Annotated in this window: 13 protein-coding genes, 3 tRNA genes and 1 riboswitch; of the genes, 14 read left to right on the forward strand and 2 right to left on the reverse strand. The window is 62.2% G+C overall.

What is annotated here, in order from left to right:
* Positions 1-242: 242 nt before the first annotated feature.
* From aruF to astE, 6 genes are all read left to right on the forward strand, one after another.
* Positions 243-1,262, forward strand: coding sequence for an arginine/ornithine succinyltransferase subunit alpha (aruF, locus tag Q6A48_RS12770; RefSeq protein ID WP_003178851.1), 1,020 nt, complete (start codon positions 243-245; stop codon positions 1,260-1,262).
* Between the two features lie 43 nt (positions 1,263-1,305).
* Positions 1,306-2,331, forward strand: coding sequence for an arginine N-succinyltransferase (gene astA, locus Q6A48_RS12775; protein ID WP_304554469.1), 1,026 nt, complete (start codon positions 1,306-1,308; stop codon positions 2,329-2,331).
* A complete protein-coding gene (astD, locus tag Q6A48_RS12780) occupies positions 2,328-3,797 on the forward strand; it encodes a succinylglutamate-semialdehyde dehydrogenase (protein ID WP_304554555.1) in 1,470 nt (489 codons plus the stop codon). The genes astA and astD overlap by 4 nt, the downstream gene beginning before the upstream one ends.
* A 600-nt stretch (positions 3,798-4,397) precedes the next feature.
* Positions 4,398-5,744 carry an N-succinylarginine dihydrolase gene (gene astB, locus Q6A48_RS12785; RefSeq protein WP_304554470.1) on the forward strand — a complete coding sequence of 449 codons (1,347 nt, stop codon included), beginning with the start codon at positions 4,398-4,400 and terminating at the stop codon, positions 5,742-5,744.
* A 69-nt stretch (positions 5,745-5,813) separates the two neighbouring features.
* Complete coding sequence (locus Q6A48_RS12790) at positions 5,814-6,101, forward strand: hypothetical protein (RefSeq protein WP_042728514.1); 288 nt, start codon at positions 5,814-5,816, stop codon at positions 6,099-6,101.
* Positions 6,102-6,113: 12 nt separating this feature from the next.
* Positions 6,114-7,127, forward strand: coding sequence for a succinylglutamate desuccinylase (astE, locus tag Q6A48_RS12795; RefSeq protein ID WP_304554471.1), 1,014 nt, complete (start codon positions 6,114-6,116; stop codon positions 7,125-7,127).
* A 109-nt stretch (positions 7,128-7,236) separates the two neighbouring features.
* Here the strand turns inward: astE and Q6A48_RS12800 are convergent, their stop codons facing one another.
* Positions 7,237-7,743: a 6,7-dimethyl-8-ribityllumazine synthase gene (locus Q6A48_RS12800; RefSeq protein WP_304554472.1), complete on the reverse strand. Its 507-nt coding sequence runs from the start codon at positions 7,741-7,743 to the stop codon at positions 7,237-7,239.
* Positions 7,744-7,843: 100 nt separating this feature from the next.
* Positions 7,844-8,011: riboswitch (FMN riboswitch) on the reverse strand.
* Positions 8,012-8,273: 262 nt separating this feature from the next.
* Here Q6A48_RS12800 and ltaE point away from each other — a divergent pair.
* From ltaE to Q6A48_RS12835, 7 genes are all read left to right on the forward strand, one after another.
* Positions 8,274-9,278 (forward strand): low-specificity L-threonine aldolase, encoded by a 1,005-nt coding sequence (gene ltaE, locus Q6A48_RS12805; protein WP_304554473.1) that lies wholly within the window; start codon positions 8,274-8,276, stop codon positions 9,276-9,278.
* Between the two features lie 145 nt (positions 9,279-9,423).
* Positions 9,424-12,045, forward strand: a complete 2,622-nt coding sequence (alaS, locus tag Q6A48_RS12810) for an alanine--tRNA ligase (RefSeq protein WP_304554474.1) — start codon at positions 9,424-9,426, stop codon at positions 12,043-12,045.
* A gap of 87 nt (positions 12,046-12,132) precedes the next feature.
* Positions 12,133-13,374 carry an aspartate kinase gene (locus Q6A48_RS12815; RefSeq protein ID WP_304554475.1) on the forward strand — a complete coding sequence of 414 codons (1,242 nt, stop codon included), beginning with the start codon at positions 12,133-12,135 and terminating at the stop codon, positions 13,372-13,374.
* A 181-nt stretch (positions 13,375-13,555) separates the two neighbouring features.
* Positions 13,556-13,744 carry a carbon storage regulator CsrA gene (csrA, locus tag Q6A48_RS12820; RefSeq protein WP_003178872.1) on the forward strand — a complete coding sequence of 63 codons (189 nt, stop codon included), beginning with the start codon at positions 13,556-13,558 and terminating at the stop codon, positions 13,742-13,744.
* A 62-nt stretch (positions 13,745-13,806) separates the two neighbouring features.
* Positions 13,807-13,897: transfer RNA gene (locus Q6A48_RS12825), tRNA-Ser, on the forward strand.
* Positions 13,898-14,003: 106 nt separating this feature from the next.
* Positions 14,004-14,080: transfer RNA gene (locus Q6A48_RS12830), tRNA-Arg, on the forward strand.
* A gap of 73 nt (positions 14,081-14,153) precedes the next feature.
* Positions 14,154-14,230: transfer RNA gene (locus Q6A48_RS12835), tRNA-Arg, on the forward strand.
* A 40-nt stretch (positions 14,231-14,270) separates the two neighbouring features.
* Here the strand turns inward: Q6A48_RS12835 and Q6A48_RS12840 are convergent.
* Positions 14,271-14,774 (reverse strand): cell envelope protein SmpA, encoded by a 504-nt coding sequence (locus Q6A48_RS12840; RefSeq protein WP_304554476.1) that lies wholly within the window; start codon positions 14,772-14,774, stop codon positions 14,271-14,273.
* Positions 14,775-15,095: 321 nt separating this feature from the next.
* Here Q6A48_RS12840 and mgtE point away from each other — a divergent pair, with 321 nt between their 5' ends.
* Positions 15,096-16,538, forward strand: a complete 1,443-nt coding sequence (gene mgtE, locus Q6A48_RS12845; RefSeq protein WP_053148151.1) for a magnesium transporter — start codon at positions 15,096-15,098, stop codon at positions 16,536-16,538.
* Positions 16,539-16,554 lie beyond the last annotated feature (16 nt).

The following is a 16,554-nucleotide window of genomic DNA, read 5'->3' on the forward strand; positions in this document are numbered from 1 at the left end:
CGCACAGCTCGATCGCCTGTTCCAGCGCGTGCCCGAACCCAAGCCCGAGCCGGCCTGGGTACACGGAGAATTGCAAGCCCCCCCCCCCCCCCCGCACACCCCCCCCCCCCCCCCCCCCCCCCCCCCCCCCCCCCCCCCACAAACCTGCTCCCCATTTGAGTCAGTAGGGAGGCGGGTCCGGTATTTTTTCTGTGTGTCGACCCCACGGTCGAACCCTTTATTTCAAGTTAAGGAGTGACACCATGCTGGTGATGCGCCCCGCGCAAATGGCTGATCTGGGCGAGGTACAGCGCCTGGCTGCGGACAGTCCGATCGGTGTCACTTCCTTGCCGGATGACGTGGAACGCCTGAGCGACAAGATCGCCGCGAGCGAAGCCTCGTTTGCCGCCGAAGTCAGTTTCAATGGCGAGGAAAGCTATTTCTTCGTCCTCGAAGACACCGCCACCGGCAAGTTGGCGGGCTGTTCGGCGATCGTCGCGTCGGCGGGCTATTCCGAGCCGTTCTACAGCTTTCGCAACGAGACCTTCGTCCACGCCTCCCGTGAGCTGAAGATCCACAACAAGATCCACGTGCTCTCCCAGTGCCACGACCTGACCGGCAATAGCCTGCTGACCAGTTTCTATGTGGTCCCGGAGCTGGTCGGCTCGCCGTGGTCGGAACTCAACTCCCGTGGGCGGTTGCTGTTCGTCGCCAGCCATCCGGAGCGGTTCGCCGATTCGGTGGTGACCGAGATCGTCGGCTACAGCGACGAGAACGGTGATTCGCCGTTCTGGGACGCCATCGGGCGCAATTTCTTCGACCTCAACTACGCCGCCGCCGAGCGCCTGTGCGGGCTGAAAAGCCGAACCTTCCTCGCCGAGCTGATGCCCCATTACCCGATCTACGTGCCGCTGTTGCCGGACGCTGCCCAGGAAGCCATGGGCCAGGTCCACCCGCGCGCGCAGATCACCTTCGACATCCTGATGCGCGAAGGTTTCGAGACCGATCACTACATCGACATCTTCGACGGCGGCCCGACCCTGCATGCCCGCGTCTCGGGGATCCGCTCGATCGCCCAGAGCCGCGTGGTACCGGTCAAGATCGGCGAGCCGGTCAAGGGCGCCGGCCGGCAATACCTGGTGGCCAATGCCCAACTGCAGGATTACCGCGCCGTGTTGCTGGAGCTGGATTACGCACCGGGCAAGCCGGTGACGCTGGACATGGAAGCGGCCGAGGCCCTGGGCGTTGGCGAAGGCGCCAGCGTGCGCCTGGTGGCGGTTTAACGAGTTTCGCGGGTGGCGTGAGCGACCCGTCTGAGGAGATAGCATGATCGTTCGTCCCGTACGCAGCAGCGATTTACCCGCTCTGATCGCCCTGGCCCGCAGTACCGGCACCGGCCTGACCACCTTGCCGGCCAATGAAGAGCGCCTGGCCCATCGGGTCGGCTGGGCCGAGAAGACCTTTCGCGGCGAAGCCGGGCGCGGCGATGCGGATTACCTGTTCGTGCTCGAAGACGACGACGGTCGGGTGGTGGGGATTTCCGCCATCGCCGGTGCCGTGGGGCTGCGCGAGCCCTGGTACAACTTCCGGGTCGGCCTGACGGTCAGCGCTTCCCAGGAACTGAACATCTACCGGGAAATCCCGACGCTGTTCCTGGCCAACGACCTGACCGGCAACTCCGAGCTGTGCTCGCTGTTCCTCCATGCCGATTACCGCAATGGCCTCAACGGCCGCATGTTGGCCAAGGCCCGTTTGTTGTTCATCGCCGAATTCCCGACGCTGTTCGGCAACAAGATCATCGCCGAGATGCGCGGCATGTCCGATGAGAACGGCCGGTCGCCGTTCTGGGAAAGCCTGGGCCGGCACTTCTTCAAGATGGAATTCAGCCAGGCCGACTACCTGACAGGGGTGGGCAACAAGGCGTTCATCGCCGAACTGATGCCCAAGTTCCCGCTCTACACCTGCTTTCTGTCCGAAGACGCGCGGGCCGTGATCGGCCAGGTGCACCCGGACACGGAGCCGGCGCTGTCGATGCTCAAGAGCGAAGGCTTCAGCTACCAGGGCTACGTCGATATCTTCGACGCCGGCCCGGCCGTGGAGTGCGAAACCGGCAAGATCCGCGCGATTCGCGACAGCCAGGCGCTGGTCCTCGCCATCGGCACGCCGGGCGATGACGCCACGCCGTTCCTCATCCACAACCGCAAGCGCGAAGACTGCCGCATCACGGCGGCTCCGGCGCGCTTCGCCGCAGGCACCCTGGTGGTCGATCCGCTGACCGCCAAACGTCTTCAACTCAACGTCGGCGATCAGGTGCGCGCCGTGGCGTTGTCCGCTGCTCGGGAGTCGAAATAATGAATTCGCTGTACATCGCAGGCAGTTGGCTGGAAGGCCAGGGTGACGTGTTCGAGTCGTTGAACCCGGTCACCCAGCAGGTGTTGTGGGCCGGCAAGGGCGCCACGGCGGCGCAAGTGGAGTCGGCCGTGCAGGCGGCGCGTCAGGCGTTCCCGGAGTGGGCCCGGCGTTCGCTGGATGAGCGTATCCAGGTGCTGGAGGCCTTTGCCGCAGCGCTGAAGCATCGCGCCGACGAACTGGCCCGTTGCATCGGTGAGGAAACGGGCAAACCGCTGTGGGAAGCGGCCACCGAAGTCACCAGCATGGTCAACAAAGTGGCGATCTCGATCCAGAGCTACCGTGAGCGCACCGGCGAAAAGAGCGGCCCCCTGGGCGACGCCACGGCCGTGCTGCGACACAAGCCCCACGGCGTGGTGGCGGTGTTCGGTCCGTACAACTTTCCCGGCCACTTGCCCAACGGGCACATCGTGCCGGCGTTGCTGGCGGGCAACAGCGTGCTGTTCAAGCCCAGCGAGCTGACGCCGAAAGTCGCCGAGCTGACCGTCAAGTGCTGGGTCGAGGCCGGCCTGCCGGCGGGTGTGCTGAACCTGCTGCAAGGCGCGCGGGAAACCGGTATCGCCCTGGCGGCGAACCCGGGCATCGACGGGCTGTTCTTCACCGGCTCCAGCCGTACCGGCAACCTGTTGCATCAACAGTTCGCCGGCAGCCCGGACAAGATCCTGGCGCTGGAAATGGGCGGTAACAACCCGCTGGTGGTGGACGAGGTGGCGGACGTCGAGGCGGCGGTCTACACCATCATTCAATCCGCCTTCATTTCCGCCGGGCAGCGCTGCACCTGCGCGCGCCGCCTGCTGGTGCCCGAAGGCGCCTGGGGCGATGCGTTGCTGGCGCGCCTGGTGGCGGTCAGCTCGACCCTGGAAGTCGGTGCCTTCGATCAACAGCCGGCGCCGTTCATGGGGTCGGTGATTTCCCTCGGCGCCGCGAAGGCGTTGATGGATGCGCAAAACCACCTGCTGGGCAAAGGCGCGGTGCCGCTGCTGGCGATGACCCAGCCCCAGGCCCAGGCAGCCTTGCTGACCCCTGGCATTCTCGACGTGACGGCGGTGGCCGAGCGTCCTGACGAGGAACTGTTCGGACCGTTGCTGCAAGTGATTCGCTATGCGGATTTCCCCGCGGCGATCGCCGAGGCCAACAACACGCAATATGGTTTGGCCGCCGGGTTGCTGTCGGATTCCGAGGCGCGTTACCAGCAGTTCTGGCTCCAGAGCCGGGCCGGCATCGTCAATTGGAACAAGCAACTGACCGGCGCCGCCAGCAGCGCGCCGTTCGGCGGTGTCGGCGCCTCGGGCAACCACCGCGCCAGTGCCTATTACGCGGCCGATTATTGCGCGTATCCGGTGGCGTCCCTGGAGACACCAAGCCTTGTGATGCCGGCTGCCCTGACCCCCGGCGTGCGCATGTCTTGAGATCGCTATCGCGGGCAAGCCTTGCTCCCACAGGCGTTATGCAAAACCTGGGAGAAAACCTTGTTCCCACAGGGCCTATGCAAAACCTGGGAGCAAACCTTGTTCCCACAGGGCCTATGCAAAACCTGGGAGAAAACCTTGTTCCCACAGGGCCTATGCAAAACCTGGGAGCAAGCCTTGCTCCCACAGGCGTTATGCAAAACCTGGGAGCAAACTTTGTTCCCACAGGGCCTATGCAAAACCTGGGAGCAAACCTTGTTCCCACAGGGCCTATGCAAGACCTGGGAGCAAACTTTGTTCCCACAGGGCCTATGCAAAACCTGGGAGCAAACCTTGTTCCCACAGGGCCTATGCAAAACCTGGGAGCAAACCTTGTTCCCACGGGGCCTATGCAAAACCTGGGAGCAAACCTTGTTCCCACAGGCGTTATGCAAAACCTGGGAGCAAACCTTGTTCCCACAGGGCCTTTGCAAAACCTGGGAGCAAACCTTGTTCCCACGGGGCCTATGCAAAACCTGTGGGAGCAAGGCTTGCCCGCGATAGCCGCGACACGGTTGTTATTGATGCCTATAAAAAACAGATTCTCGTGGAGCCTCGCTGATGAAATCCTATGAAGTCAACTTTGACGGTCTAGTGGGGCCGACCCATAACTACGGCGGGCTCTCGTACGGCAACGTCGCGTCCCAGAGCAACAGCCAGCAATCGTCCAACCCCAAGGAAGCGGCGTTGCAGGGCCTGGCGAAAATGAAGGCGCTGATGGACATGGGCTTCCAGCAGGGTGTGCTGGCGCCGCAGGAGCGGCCCGACGTGGCGGCCCTGCGCCGGCTGGGCTTTGCCGGTAGCGATGCCCAGGTGATCCAGCAGGCGGCGAAGGAAGCGATGCCACTGCTGGTCGCCAGTTGCTCGGCCTCCAGCATGTGGGTGGCCAACGCGGCCACCGTCAGCCCGAGCGCCGACACCGCCGACGGGCGCGTGCATTTCACCGCCGCCAACCTGAACTGCAAATACCACCGCAGCATCGAGCACCCGACCACCAGCCGCGTGCTAGGTGCGATGTTCGCCGACCCGCAGCACTTCGCCCATCACGCCGCCTTGCCGGCGGTGGCACAGTTCGGCGATGAAGGCGCCGCCAACCACACGCGTTTCTGCCGTGCCTACGGCGAAGCCGGCGTGGAGTTCTTCGTGTTTGGCCGCAGCGCCTTCGACACGCGCTACCCGGCACCGCAGAAGTACCCGGCGCGCCAGACCCTCGAAGCGTCCCGGGCGGTCGCCCGCTTGCACGGCCTGAGCGAGGACGGCGTGGTCTACGCCCAGCAGAATCCGTCGGTGATCGACCAGGGCGTCTTCCATAACGACGTGATCGCGGTCGGCAACGGCGAAGTGCTGTTCTATCACGAGGACGCTTTCCTGGAGACCGACAAGCTGCTGGCCGAGCTGGGCAGCAAGCTTGCCAAGGTCGGCGGGAAGTTCCAGGCGGTGTGCGTGCCACGTTCGGCGGTGACGGTCGATGATGCGGTCCGTTCCTACCTGTTCAATAGCCAACTGCTGTCGCGCGCCGACGGCTCGATGCTGTTGATCGTGCCGGAAGAGTGCCGTAGCAATGAGCGTGTCTGGCAATACCTGCAGGGCCTGATGGCCTCGGGCGGGGTGATTCGCGAAGTGAAGGTCTTCGACCTCAAGCAAAGCATGCAGAACGGGGGCGGCCCGGCGTGCCTGAGGTTGCGCGTGGCACTCAATGAAACCGAGCTGGCGGCCGTCAACCCAGGGGTTATCATGACCGCGCCGTTGTACGAGTCGCTGACCCAATGGGTCGAGCGGCACTACCGCGACCGCATGACCGAAAACGACCTGGCAGACCCGCAGTTGTTGCTCGAATGCCGTGCGGCACTGGATGAACTGACGCAAATCCTTAAACTTGGCGCGGTCTATCCTTTCCAGATCAATTGAAAGCGCGCGCGACCTGACTACAGTCAAGGCAGGGCGCGTTGCCTTATCCCCAGACGAGAACGTAAAAACATGAGCGATGGCCTGCAACTGATTCTTGAAGACACCGATGGCACCCAGCTGGAAACCTCCTGCACCCGCGTCGCGGTCATGTGGCAAGGCAAGGAGCTCTGGATCCAGCAGGACGGCCGCGGCCAGTTGCTGATCGGCGTGGACGTCGAGGAAGGGGACGAGGAATACGCCAACCTGTTGCTGCGTCCATTGGCGACCAACCTGGTCAGCCTGCAACTGGAAATGGAACCGGCGGACGTCGGCGACGATGACCATGTCCATGGCCCGGATTGCGGCCACGATCATTAAGGAAACCGCGCTATGCTCGCCCTCGGCAAACTGCTTGAACTGACCCTCGCCGGCCGTGAACCGGCGGAGAAGACTCAACTGACAGTCGAAGGCGTGCGGATGCGCTGGTTGAGCGAGGGCGCGCTGGAGGTCAAGCCGCCCGAAGCCCGGGATAACGGCCTGGACCTGCTGCTGTCAGCCGGTATCCACGGCAACGAGACCGCGCCGATCGAATTGCTCGATCGCCTGCTGCACGACATCGCCCGTGGCGACCTGAAGCCACGGGCACGCATCCTGTTCCTGTTCGGCAACCCCGAGGCCATTCGGCGCGGCGAGCGTTTCGTCGAGCAGGACGTGAACCGGTTGTTCAATGGCCGCCACGAGTTGAGCGGCGGCCCCGAGGCGCTGCGCGCCTGCGAGCTGGAGCGGTTGGCCGCCAGTTTCTTCAATCGCCCGGAACGCAGTCGCTTGCACTATGACCTGCACACCGCCATCCGCGGCTCGAAGATCGAGCAGTTCGCCCTGTACCCGTGGAAGGAAGGTCGCGCGCACTCGCGCCGAGAACTGGCGCGGCTGCGGGCGGCGGGCATGGAAGCGGTGTTGTTGCAGAACAAGCCGTCGATCGTGTTCAGTGCCTACACCTACGACCAGCTCGGCGCCGAGTCCTTCACCCTGGAACTGGGCAAGGCCCGGCCGTTCGGGCAGAACGAAGGGGTCAACGTCAGCCTGCTGGAAACCCGCCTGCAACAGATCATCGAAGGCAACGAGCCAGCGTTGGATGACGGGCTCGAGCTCGACGGCTTGCAGCTGTTCAGCGTGGCGCGGGAAATCATCAAGCACAGCGACAGCTTCCGCCTGAACCTGCCGGCGGACATCGAGAACTTCTCGGAACTGGAAAAAGGCTATGTGCTGGCGGAAGACATCGCCCAGACCCGCTGGGTGATCGAGGAGGAGGGCGCCCGGATCATCTTCCCCAACCCCAAGGTGAAGAATGGCTTGCGGGCCGGGATCCTGATCGTGCCGGCAACGGATGAAAACCTGATCTAAAGCCAATGCCGAACCCTTGCTCGCGATAGCGGTATATCAGTCGACACTGATGGCGACTGACACCCCGTCATCGCGAGCAAGCTCGCTCCCACAGGTTCCTGGGTGTTTGTCAGACCGCTACCGCCCGCGGCTCGGTACGACGCAATGCACGGGTCTTGTGCAAGGTATCGGCGCAGGTCTTCGCAGCTTCCTGGCCCTTGTGCACGAAGTGTTCGAAGAAGAACTTCTGGTGTTCTTCCCCGGCGTGGAAGTGATGCGGCGTCAGCACCACCGAGAACACTGGCACTTCGGTTTCCAGCTGGACCTGCATCAGGCCGCTGATCACCGATTGGGCGACGAATTCGTGGCGATAGATACCACCGTCCACCACCAGGCCGGCGGCGACGATGCCGGCGTAGCGGCCCGACTTGGCCAGCAGCTTGGCGTGCAGCGGGATTTCGAAGGCGCCACCGACTTCGAAGAAGTCGATATCACTTTCCTGGTAACCCTGGTTGATCATCTCGGCGACGAAGCCTTTGCGGCTCTGGTCGACGATTTCCTTGTGCCAGCAAGCCTGGATGAACGCGACGCGCTCGCCCGAGTGTTTGGTTTTGCTATCGATTGCGGTGGGTTGCATGTTCTGGTTCCTGTTTGTGTGAAAAACAGGGCGTCATGAATCGAAGGGGATTCGAGGGTACGCGGCGAACAGACGATCGCAGGCGGCCCTTGGGTGTCAATCCCGTTCTCTCTTCATCCGGACTATGACCGTCGGCCCCGGAATCACACCGGGTCTGCTGACCTTGCCGCCACACCGCCGAAGCCGTGCGTCACCAAGCGCTCGCGGGCTATGCACCTTGCGTGCAATTACCGCCGGTGGGGAATTGCACCCCGCCCTGAGAACGTTTTAGCCGCCACGTTTGTGGCGGCGGAGGATTTTTAACACATATCCCTTGTGGGAGCGAGCCGTGGGAGCAAAGCTTGCTCGCGATGGCGGCGGGTCAGGCTGTATCGATGTTGACTGACCCACCGCTATCGCGAGCAAGCTTTGCTCCCACGGCGTGCGCGCGAGGGGACTCTTTACGTCGACCGGCTTGATTATTCTGCGCAATGCCCGCAGTAATTGCCCTTCGAAAGGGCATTCCCCCACCAGAACCCGAGGCCAGATTCATGAGTGTTATCGATCTTCGCAGCGACACGGTCACCCAACCCTCCGCCGGCATGCTCGATGCCATGGCCAGCGCGCCAACCGGCGACGACGTGTATGGCGAAGACCCGACCGTCAATCGCCTCGAAGCCGAACTCGCCAGGCGCCTGGGCTTCGCGGCGGCGTTGTTCGTGCCCAGTGGCACCATGAGCAACCTGCTGGGGCTGATGGCTCATTGCGAACGCGGCGATGAGTACATCGTTGGCCAGCAGGCCCACACCTATAAATACGAGGGCGGCGGGGCGGCGGTGCTCGGCTCGATCCAGCCGCAGCCGCTCGAGGCACAAGTCGATGGCTCCCTCGACCTGGCCCAGGTGGCTGCCGCCATCAAGCCCGATGACTTCCACTTCGCCCGGACCCGCCTGCTCGCCCTGGAAAACACCATGCAGGGCAAGGTGCTGCCGCTGGACTACCTGGCCCAGGCCCGGCGTTTCACCCGGGAACACGGCCTGGCGCTGCACCTGGATGGCGCGCGGTTGTACAACGCGGCGGTCAAGCTCAATATCGATGCCCGCGACATCACCCAGCATTTCGATTCGGTCTCGGTGTGCCTCTCCAAGGGCCTGGGTGCGCCTGTCGGCTCGGTCCTGTGCGGCAGCGTCGAGTTGATCGGCAAGGCGCGCCGCTTGCGCAAGATGGTCGGCGGCGCCATGCGCCAGGCCGGGATCCTGGCGGCGGCGGGGCTCTACGCCCTGGACCATCAGGTCCAGCGCCTGGCCGACGACCATGCCAATGCCCAGCGCCTGGCCGACGGCTTGCGCGCGGCGGGCTACGAGGTCGAGCCGGTGCAGACCAACATGGTCTACGTGCAGATGGGCGAACGCGCCGAGGCGATCAAGGCATTCGCCGCCGAGCGGGGCATCAAGCTCAGCGCGGCGTCCCGCTTGCGGATGGTGACCCACCTGGACGTCAGCCGTGCGCAAATCGACCAGGTGATCGCCACGTTCATCGAATTTTCCGGCAACTGATCGCCCAAGCGAGCCAATTGACAGTTTCTATCGCATAACACGCTGTACCCCGGGCGAAGGGCCGATATAATGCGGCCCTTTGCCGTTGCTTCGTCTGTTGACGTTTTGCACAGGCCTTTGGCCGCAGCCTCCGTGGAAGAACCTAATGAAAAGCGCAGAAATCCGTGAAGCCTTCCTTCGCTTCTTCGAAGAGCAAGGCCATACCCGAGTAGCCTCCAGCTCTTTGATCCCGGGCAACGACCCGACCCTGCTGTTCACCAACGCGGGGATGAACCAGTTCAAGGACTGCTTCCTGGGCCAGGAAAAACGTGCCTACACCCGTGCGGTAAGCAGCCAGAAATGCGTGCGTGCCGGCGGCAAGCACAATGACCTGGAAAACGTCGGCTACACCGCCCGCCACCACACCTTCTTCGAAATGCTGGGCAACTTCAGCTTCGGTGACTATTTCAAGCGCGACGCCATCACGTTCGCCTGGACCTTCCTGACCTCCGACAAGTGGCTGAACCTGCCCAAGGAGAAGCTCTGGGTAACGGTCTACGCCACCGATGACGAAGCCTACGACATCTGGACCAAAGAGGTCGGTGTCCCGGCCGAGCGCATGGTGCGCATCGGCGACAACAAAGGCGCGCCCTACGCCTCCGACAACTTCTGGACCATGGGCGACACCGGCCCGTGCGGCCCTTGCACCGAGATCTTCTACGATCACGGCGCCGACATCTGGGGTGGCCCACCTGGCTCGCCAGAAGAGGACGGCGACCGCTACATCGAGATCTGGAACAACGTGTTCATGCAGTTCAACCGCACCGCCGACGGCGTGTTGCATCCGCTGCCAGCACCGTCGGTCGACACCGGCATGGGCCTGGAGCGGATCAGTGCGGTGTTGCAGCACGTTCACTCCAACTACGAGATCGACCTGTTCCAGAGCCTGCTGGAGGCTTCGGCCAAGGCCATCGGTTGCACCAACGACAACCAGGCTTCGCTGAAAGTGGTCGCCGACCACATCCGTTCCTGCGGCTTCCTGATCGCCGACGGCGTATTGCCTTCCAACGAAGGTCGTGGCTACGTGCTGCGCCGGATCATTCGCCGCGCCTGCCGTCACGGCAACAAGCTGGGCGCCAAGGGCAGCTTCTTCTACCAGATCGTCGCGGCGCTGGCGGCCGAGATGGGCGATGCCTTCCCGGAGCTCAAGTCCCAGCAGGCGCACATCGAGCGCGTGCTCAAGGCCGAGGAAGAGCAGTTCGCCAAGACCCTGGAGCAGGGCTTGAAGATCCTCGAGCAGGACCTGGCCGAGCTCAAGGGCAACGTGGTACCGGGCGACGTGGTGTTCAAGCTGTACGACACCTACGGCTTCCCGATGGACCTGACGGGCGACATCGCCCGCGAGCGCAACCTGACCCTCGACGAGGAAGGTTTCGAGCGCGAGATGGAAGCCCAGCGGGTGCGTGCGCGCTCCGCCAGTGCCTTCGGCATGGACTACAACAACCTGGTCAAGGTCGACGTGGCGACCGAGTTCACCGGCTATGCCGGCACCACCGGTTCGGCCAAGATCGTGGCGATCTATAAGGACGGCCAATCGGTCGACATCCTGAGCGAAGGCCAGGAAGGCGTGATCGTGCTGGACAAGACGCCGTTCTACGCCGAATCCGGCGGCCAGATCGGCGACAGCGGCTACTTGCAGGCCGGCAGCTCGCGCTTCGACGTGCGCGACACCACCAAGACCGGCGGCGCGTTCCTGCACCACGGCGTGCTGGCCTCGGGCAGCCTGATGGTCGCCGCCCCGGTGGCGGCCCATGTCGACGCCGAGGTGCGCCATGCCACGTCGCTGAACCACTCCGCCACGCACTTGCTGCACGCGGCGTTGCGCCAGGTATTGGGCGAACACGTCCAGCAGAAAGGCTCGTTGGTGGACAGCCAGCGCCTGCGCTTCGACTTCAGCCACTTCGAAGCCATCAAGCCGGAGCAGCTCAAGGCGCTGGAAGACATCGTCAATGCCGAGATCCGCAAGAACTCCCCGGTGGAGACCGAGGAAACCGACATCGAGACCGCCAAGCAGAAGGGCGCGATGGCGCTGTTCGGCGAGAAGTACGGCGACAGCGTGCGCGTGCTGAGCATGGGCGATTTCTCTGTCGAATTGTGCGGCGGCATCCACGCCAACCGGACCGGCGACATCGGCCTGCTGAAGATCATCAGCGAAGGCGGCGTGGCGTCCGGCGTGCGCCGTATCGAGGCGGTCACCGGTGCTGCGGCCCTGGCGTACCTCAATGCGGCCGAAGAACAACTCAAGGAAGCGGCAAGCCTGATCAAGGGCAGCCGCGACAACCTGATCGACAAGCTGTCGGCGGTGCTGGAACGCAACCGCCTGCTGGAAAAGCAGCTGGAACAGTTGCAGGCCAAGGCCGCCAGCGCTGCGGGCGACGATCTGTCGGCCCAGGCCGTGGACGTCAAGGGCGTGAAAGTGCTGGCCGTGCGTCTCGACGGCCAGGACGGCAAGGGGCTGCTGGCGCTGGTCGATCAACTGAAAAACAAACTCGGCCGCGCAGTGATCCTGCTCGGCAGTGTCCATGAGGAAAAGGTCGTTCTCGTCGCAGGCGTGACCAAGGACCTGACTGGCCAACTCAAGGCCGGTGATTTGATGAAGCAGGCCGCTGCGGCAGTGGGCGGTAAGGGCGGTGGTCGTCCGGACATGGCGCAAGGCGGCGGTACCGACGTCGGCGCACTGGACGCGGCACTGGCCCAGACCGTTGCATTTGTAGAGCAGGGTATTTAAGGCAGCGTCCCGGGTTCGCAGTCTAGTGGCGGGCCCGGTCGTTGTTGTGATTATTGGGCGCCCTTCATGGGCAGAGGCGGCTTTGAAATGGCTTTGATCGTACAGAAATTTGGCGGCACCTCGGTCGGCACTGTCGAACGAATCGAACAGGTCGCCGACAAGGTTAAGAAATTCCGTGATGCGGGCGATGACCTGGTGGTTGTGCTGTCGGCAATGAGCGGCGAGACCAACCGTCTGATCGATCTGGCCAAGCAAATCAGCGGCGACCAGCAACCGGTTCCCCGTGAGCTGGACGTGATCGTTTCCACCGGTGAGCAGGTGACCATCGCCTTGCTGGCCATGGCGCTGATCAAGCGTGGCGTGCCGGCGGTGTCCTACACCGGCAACCAGGTTCGCATCCTGACGGACAGTGCGCACAACAAGGCGCGTATCCTGCAGATCGACGACCAGAAGATTCGCGGCGACCTGAAGGCGGGTCGCGTGGTGGTGGTCGCCGGGTTCCAGGGCGTGGACGAGCACGGCAACATCACCACCCTCGGCCGTGGCGGTTCGGACACGACCGGCGTAGCGCTGGCGGCGGCCCTCAAGGCTGACGAATGCCAGATCTACACCGACGTGGATGGCGTCTACACGACCGACCCACGGGTAGTGCCCGTGGCCCAGCGCCTGGACAAGATCACCTTTGAAGAAATGCTGGAAATGGCCAGCCTCGGCTCGAAGGTGCTGCAGATCCGGGCGGTGGAATTCGCTGGCAAGTACAACGTTCCGCTGCGCGTCCTGCACAGCTTCAAAGAGGGTCCGGGCACCCTCATTACTATCGATGAAGAGGAATCCATGGAACAGCCGATCATTTCCGGCATCGCTTTCAACCGCGATGAAGCCAAGCTGACCATCCGTGGCGTGCCAGACACCCCCGGCGTGGCGTTCAAGATTCTCGGCCCTATCAGCGCCGCGAACATCGAGGTCGACATGATCGTGCAGAACGTCTCGCACGATAACACCACCGACTTCACCTTCACCGTGCACCGCAACGACTACCCGGCTGCCGAAGCGGTCCTGAAGAAAACCGCAGGCGAGATCGGTGCCCGTGAAGTGGTGGGCGATACCAGGATCGCCAAGGTCTCGATCGTCGGTGTCGGCATGCGCTCCCACGCGGGCGTGGCCAGCCGGATGTTCGAAGCCCTGGCCAAGGAAACCATCAACATCCAGATGATCTCCACCTCGGAAATCAAGGTTTCCGTAGTGATCGAAGAGAAGTACCTGGAACTGGCCGTGCGCGCCCTGCACACGGCTTTCGAGCTTGACGCCGCTGCCCGACAGGGCGAGTAAGCGTTGCCTTTGGGGCGCGGCTGGACCGCGCCCTTTGTTTTTTTGAATGGCGCGTCCCAAAACTGTTCTTTTGCCCGCGCTGGTCAATACTAGGCGTGGAGGCTGCGACCGTTGCGGTTGTAGGTCCAACGCCTTTTTTGCCGACTGTTGTCCCTGAACTGAATTGCGTGAGGAGAAAGGTATGCTGATTCTGACTCGTCGGTGTGCAGAAAGCCTGATTATTGGCGATGGCGAAATCACCGTGACCGTGCTCGGCGTCAAAGGAAACCAAGTGCGTATCGGCGTCAACGCCCCGAAAGAGGTTGCTGTACACCGGGAGGAAATTTACCTGCGTATCAAGAAAGAGAAGGACGACGAACCAAGCCATTAATTTTTATCGATTTTTATGTTTGCAAACGGGGAGGAAGGTGGTTAATATACGCCCCGTGTTGCGGAGAGCTGGCCGAGTGGCCGAAGGCGCTCCCCTGCTAAGGGAGTACACCTCAAAAGGGTGTCGGGGGTTCGAATCCCCCGTTCTCCGCCATTATTCGTTTAGTGCGTCAAACCTGGCTTGATCGGTAAGTGATTGAAATTACTGAAAAAAGCGCTTTACAAAAAGATTTGACGACCTATAATGCGCGGCAACAAATGCACTCGTAGCTCAGCTGGATAGAGTACTCGGCTACGAACCGAGCGGTCACAGGTTCGAATCCTGTCGAGTGCACCATTTAAGAGTTGTTTGCAGTGATGCAAAATAACTTGGCTTCAACCAGTTGTGATCTGGTATAAAACCACAACTTGCACTCGTAGCTCAGCTGGATAGAGTACTCGGCTACGAACCGAGCGGTCACAGGTTCGAATCCTGTCGAGTGCACCATATACCAAGAAGCCCGCGTTTAACGCGGGCTTTTTGCTGTCTACGGTTTGCCTTTCACGCAGCCTTTCTCATCGAACACGATCTCGGCACTGCGACCTCTCTTCGTCGCGTAGGTGTAGCGCGTGCTCGAATTCCTCACCTTGATCGACTGTGGTTTGCCCAGGGCACTCTCTACATCCTGCTGGCTCATGCCGACGAGTACCCTTCGGCCTATGATGGCTTCGCGGCGTTGCTTGGCGCTGATGAGATTGGCGCAGCGGTCTTCGAACTGGCCGACCACTGTCAGCTCCTTGCGCGGTTTTTTATTGCCGGATATTTGCCGATGCTCGGCTTCCGGCAGCATCGATTCGGTCATCGGCGCGATCGTGCCCGGGTGATACGGATCGATCCGCTGCAGCGAGCGGTCTTCTCCTGGCTTGCAGTCCAGGGCTGTAAAAGTCACGTGCCCGACGCTGTCTTCGCAGCGGTGCACCGTTTGCCCGGCTGCCCACAGGGGCAGGCAGGGCAGGCTGGCGAGCAGAAACAGGTAATGGCCGACAGGCATCCGGCGTCCTCCTTGGCGCTGAAAAAACCAAGGGTAGCCGCTACATTTACAGCAGCGCGTGTGTTTTCTTTTCAGGATAAGTCGTCGTAACCAGACAGGTTCAGCCTGTGTTCAGGTTTGTGTCGCAAGCGCTTGTTCTTGCCATGATTTTTTAACGTTTTAAAGCGTCAAGCGGTGTATGATTGCGCCCGTCAGCCCCGCCGGGGCTTTGGAATATCTCCATGGACTTACCCAGTAGTTACTCAAGACCCCGTTTTGCCAATCATGAATTGACTGATTGATCCTTCCGGCGTGCTCCACTGCTGGGAGTGGAGTTCGCCTATGACCCAAGTAGAAGTAAAGAAAACGCAAGAAAGCCTTCAGGACCGTCTCGCTCAAGTCGTCGAGCTGCTGCAGCGCCAGCGGGTCGTCGAAGACCTGACGCACCGCCAGGAAGGTCCGCACCACGACCGGGTCGAGAACCTGGTCCATCGGCAGAATCTCGTCGAGCTGCAACGCAAGCTCGATGACCTGCACTCCGCCGACGTCGCCTACATCCTTGAAGCCTTGCCGCTGGAAGAGCGCCTGACGGTCTGGCAACTGGTCAAGGCCGATCGCGACGGCGACATCCTGCTCGAAGTGTCCGACTCGGTCCGGGAAACCCTGATCGCCGACATGGACGATCACGAGTTGCTCGCGGCGGCCAAGGAAATGGACGCCGACGAACTCGCCGACCTGGCGCCCGAACTGCCACGGGACGTTATCCATGAACTGATGGAGACCCTCGACGGCCAGCAACGTGAGCGCGTGCGTTCGGCGCTGTCCTATGACGAGGAGCAGGTCGGTGCGCTGATGGACTTCGAGATGGTGACGATCCGCGAGGATGTCAGCCTTGAAGTGGTATTGCGTTACTTGCGTCGTCTCAAGGAGCTGCCGGGGCACACTGACAAGCTCTTCGTGGTCGATTACGACGGCGTGCTGAAGGGCGTGCTGCCCATCAAGCGCCTGCTGGTCAACGACCCGGAGAAGCAGGTGGCCGAAGTCATGGCCAGCGACCCGGTGAGTTTTCATCCGGACGAAGACGCCTATGACGCGGCCCAGGCGTTCGAACGTTATGACTTGATTTCTGCGCCGGTGGTCGACAAGAACGGCAAGCTGATCGGCCGTCTCACCATCGACGAAATGGTCGACCTGATTCGTGAGGAAAGCGAAAGCGAAGTCCTCAGCATGGCCGGTCTGCGCGAAGAAGAAGACATCTTCGCCTCGGTCTGGAAATCCCTGCGCAACCGTTGGGCCTGGCTGGCAATCAACCTGATCACGGCGTTTGTCGCTTCCCGGGTCATCGGCCTGTTCGAGGGTTCCATCGAAAAACTGGTGGCGCTTGCGGCGCTGATGCCCATCGTCGCCGGCATTGGGGGCAATTCCGGTAATCAGACCATCACCATGATTGTCCGGGCCATGGCGCTCGACCAGGTCAGCACTGGCAATACCTCGCGTTTGATGCGCAAGGAATTGGCCGTGGCCTTGATCAATGGCGTGATCTGGGGCGGGGTGATCGGCGTGGTGGCTTATCTGCTTTATGGCAGTTGGTCGCTGGGGGTGGTGATGACCGCCGCGATGACACTCAACCTGTTGCTGGCGGCCTTGATGGGCGTGCTGATTCCCATGACCCTGGCGCGCATGGGGCGCGACCCGGCCATGGGGGCCAGTGTCATGATTACCGCCATGACCGACAGTGGCGGGTTCTTCATTTTCCTGGGGCTGGCGACGATCTTCCTGCTCTGATGCTGGCCTGATCAAT

The sequence above is a fragment of the Pseudomonas citrullilanati genome, from assembly GCF_030580855.1.
Lineage (GTDB): Bacteria > Pseudomonadota > Gammaproteobacteria > Pseudomonadales > Pseudomonadaceae > Aquipseudomonas > Aquipseudomonas citrulli.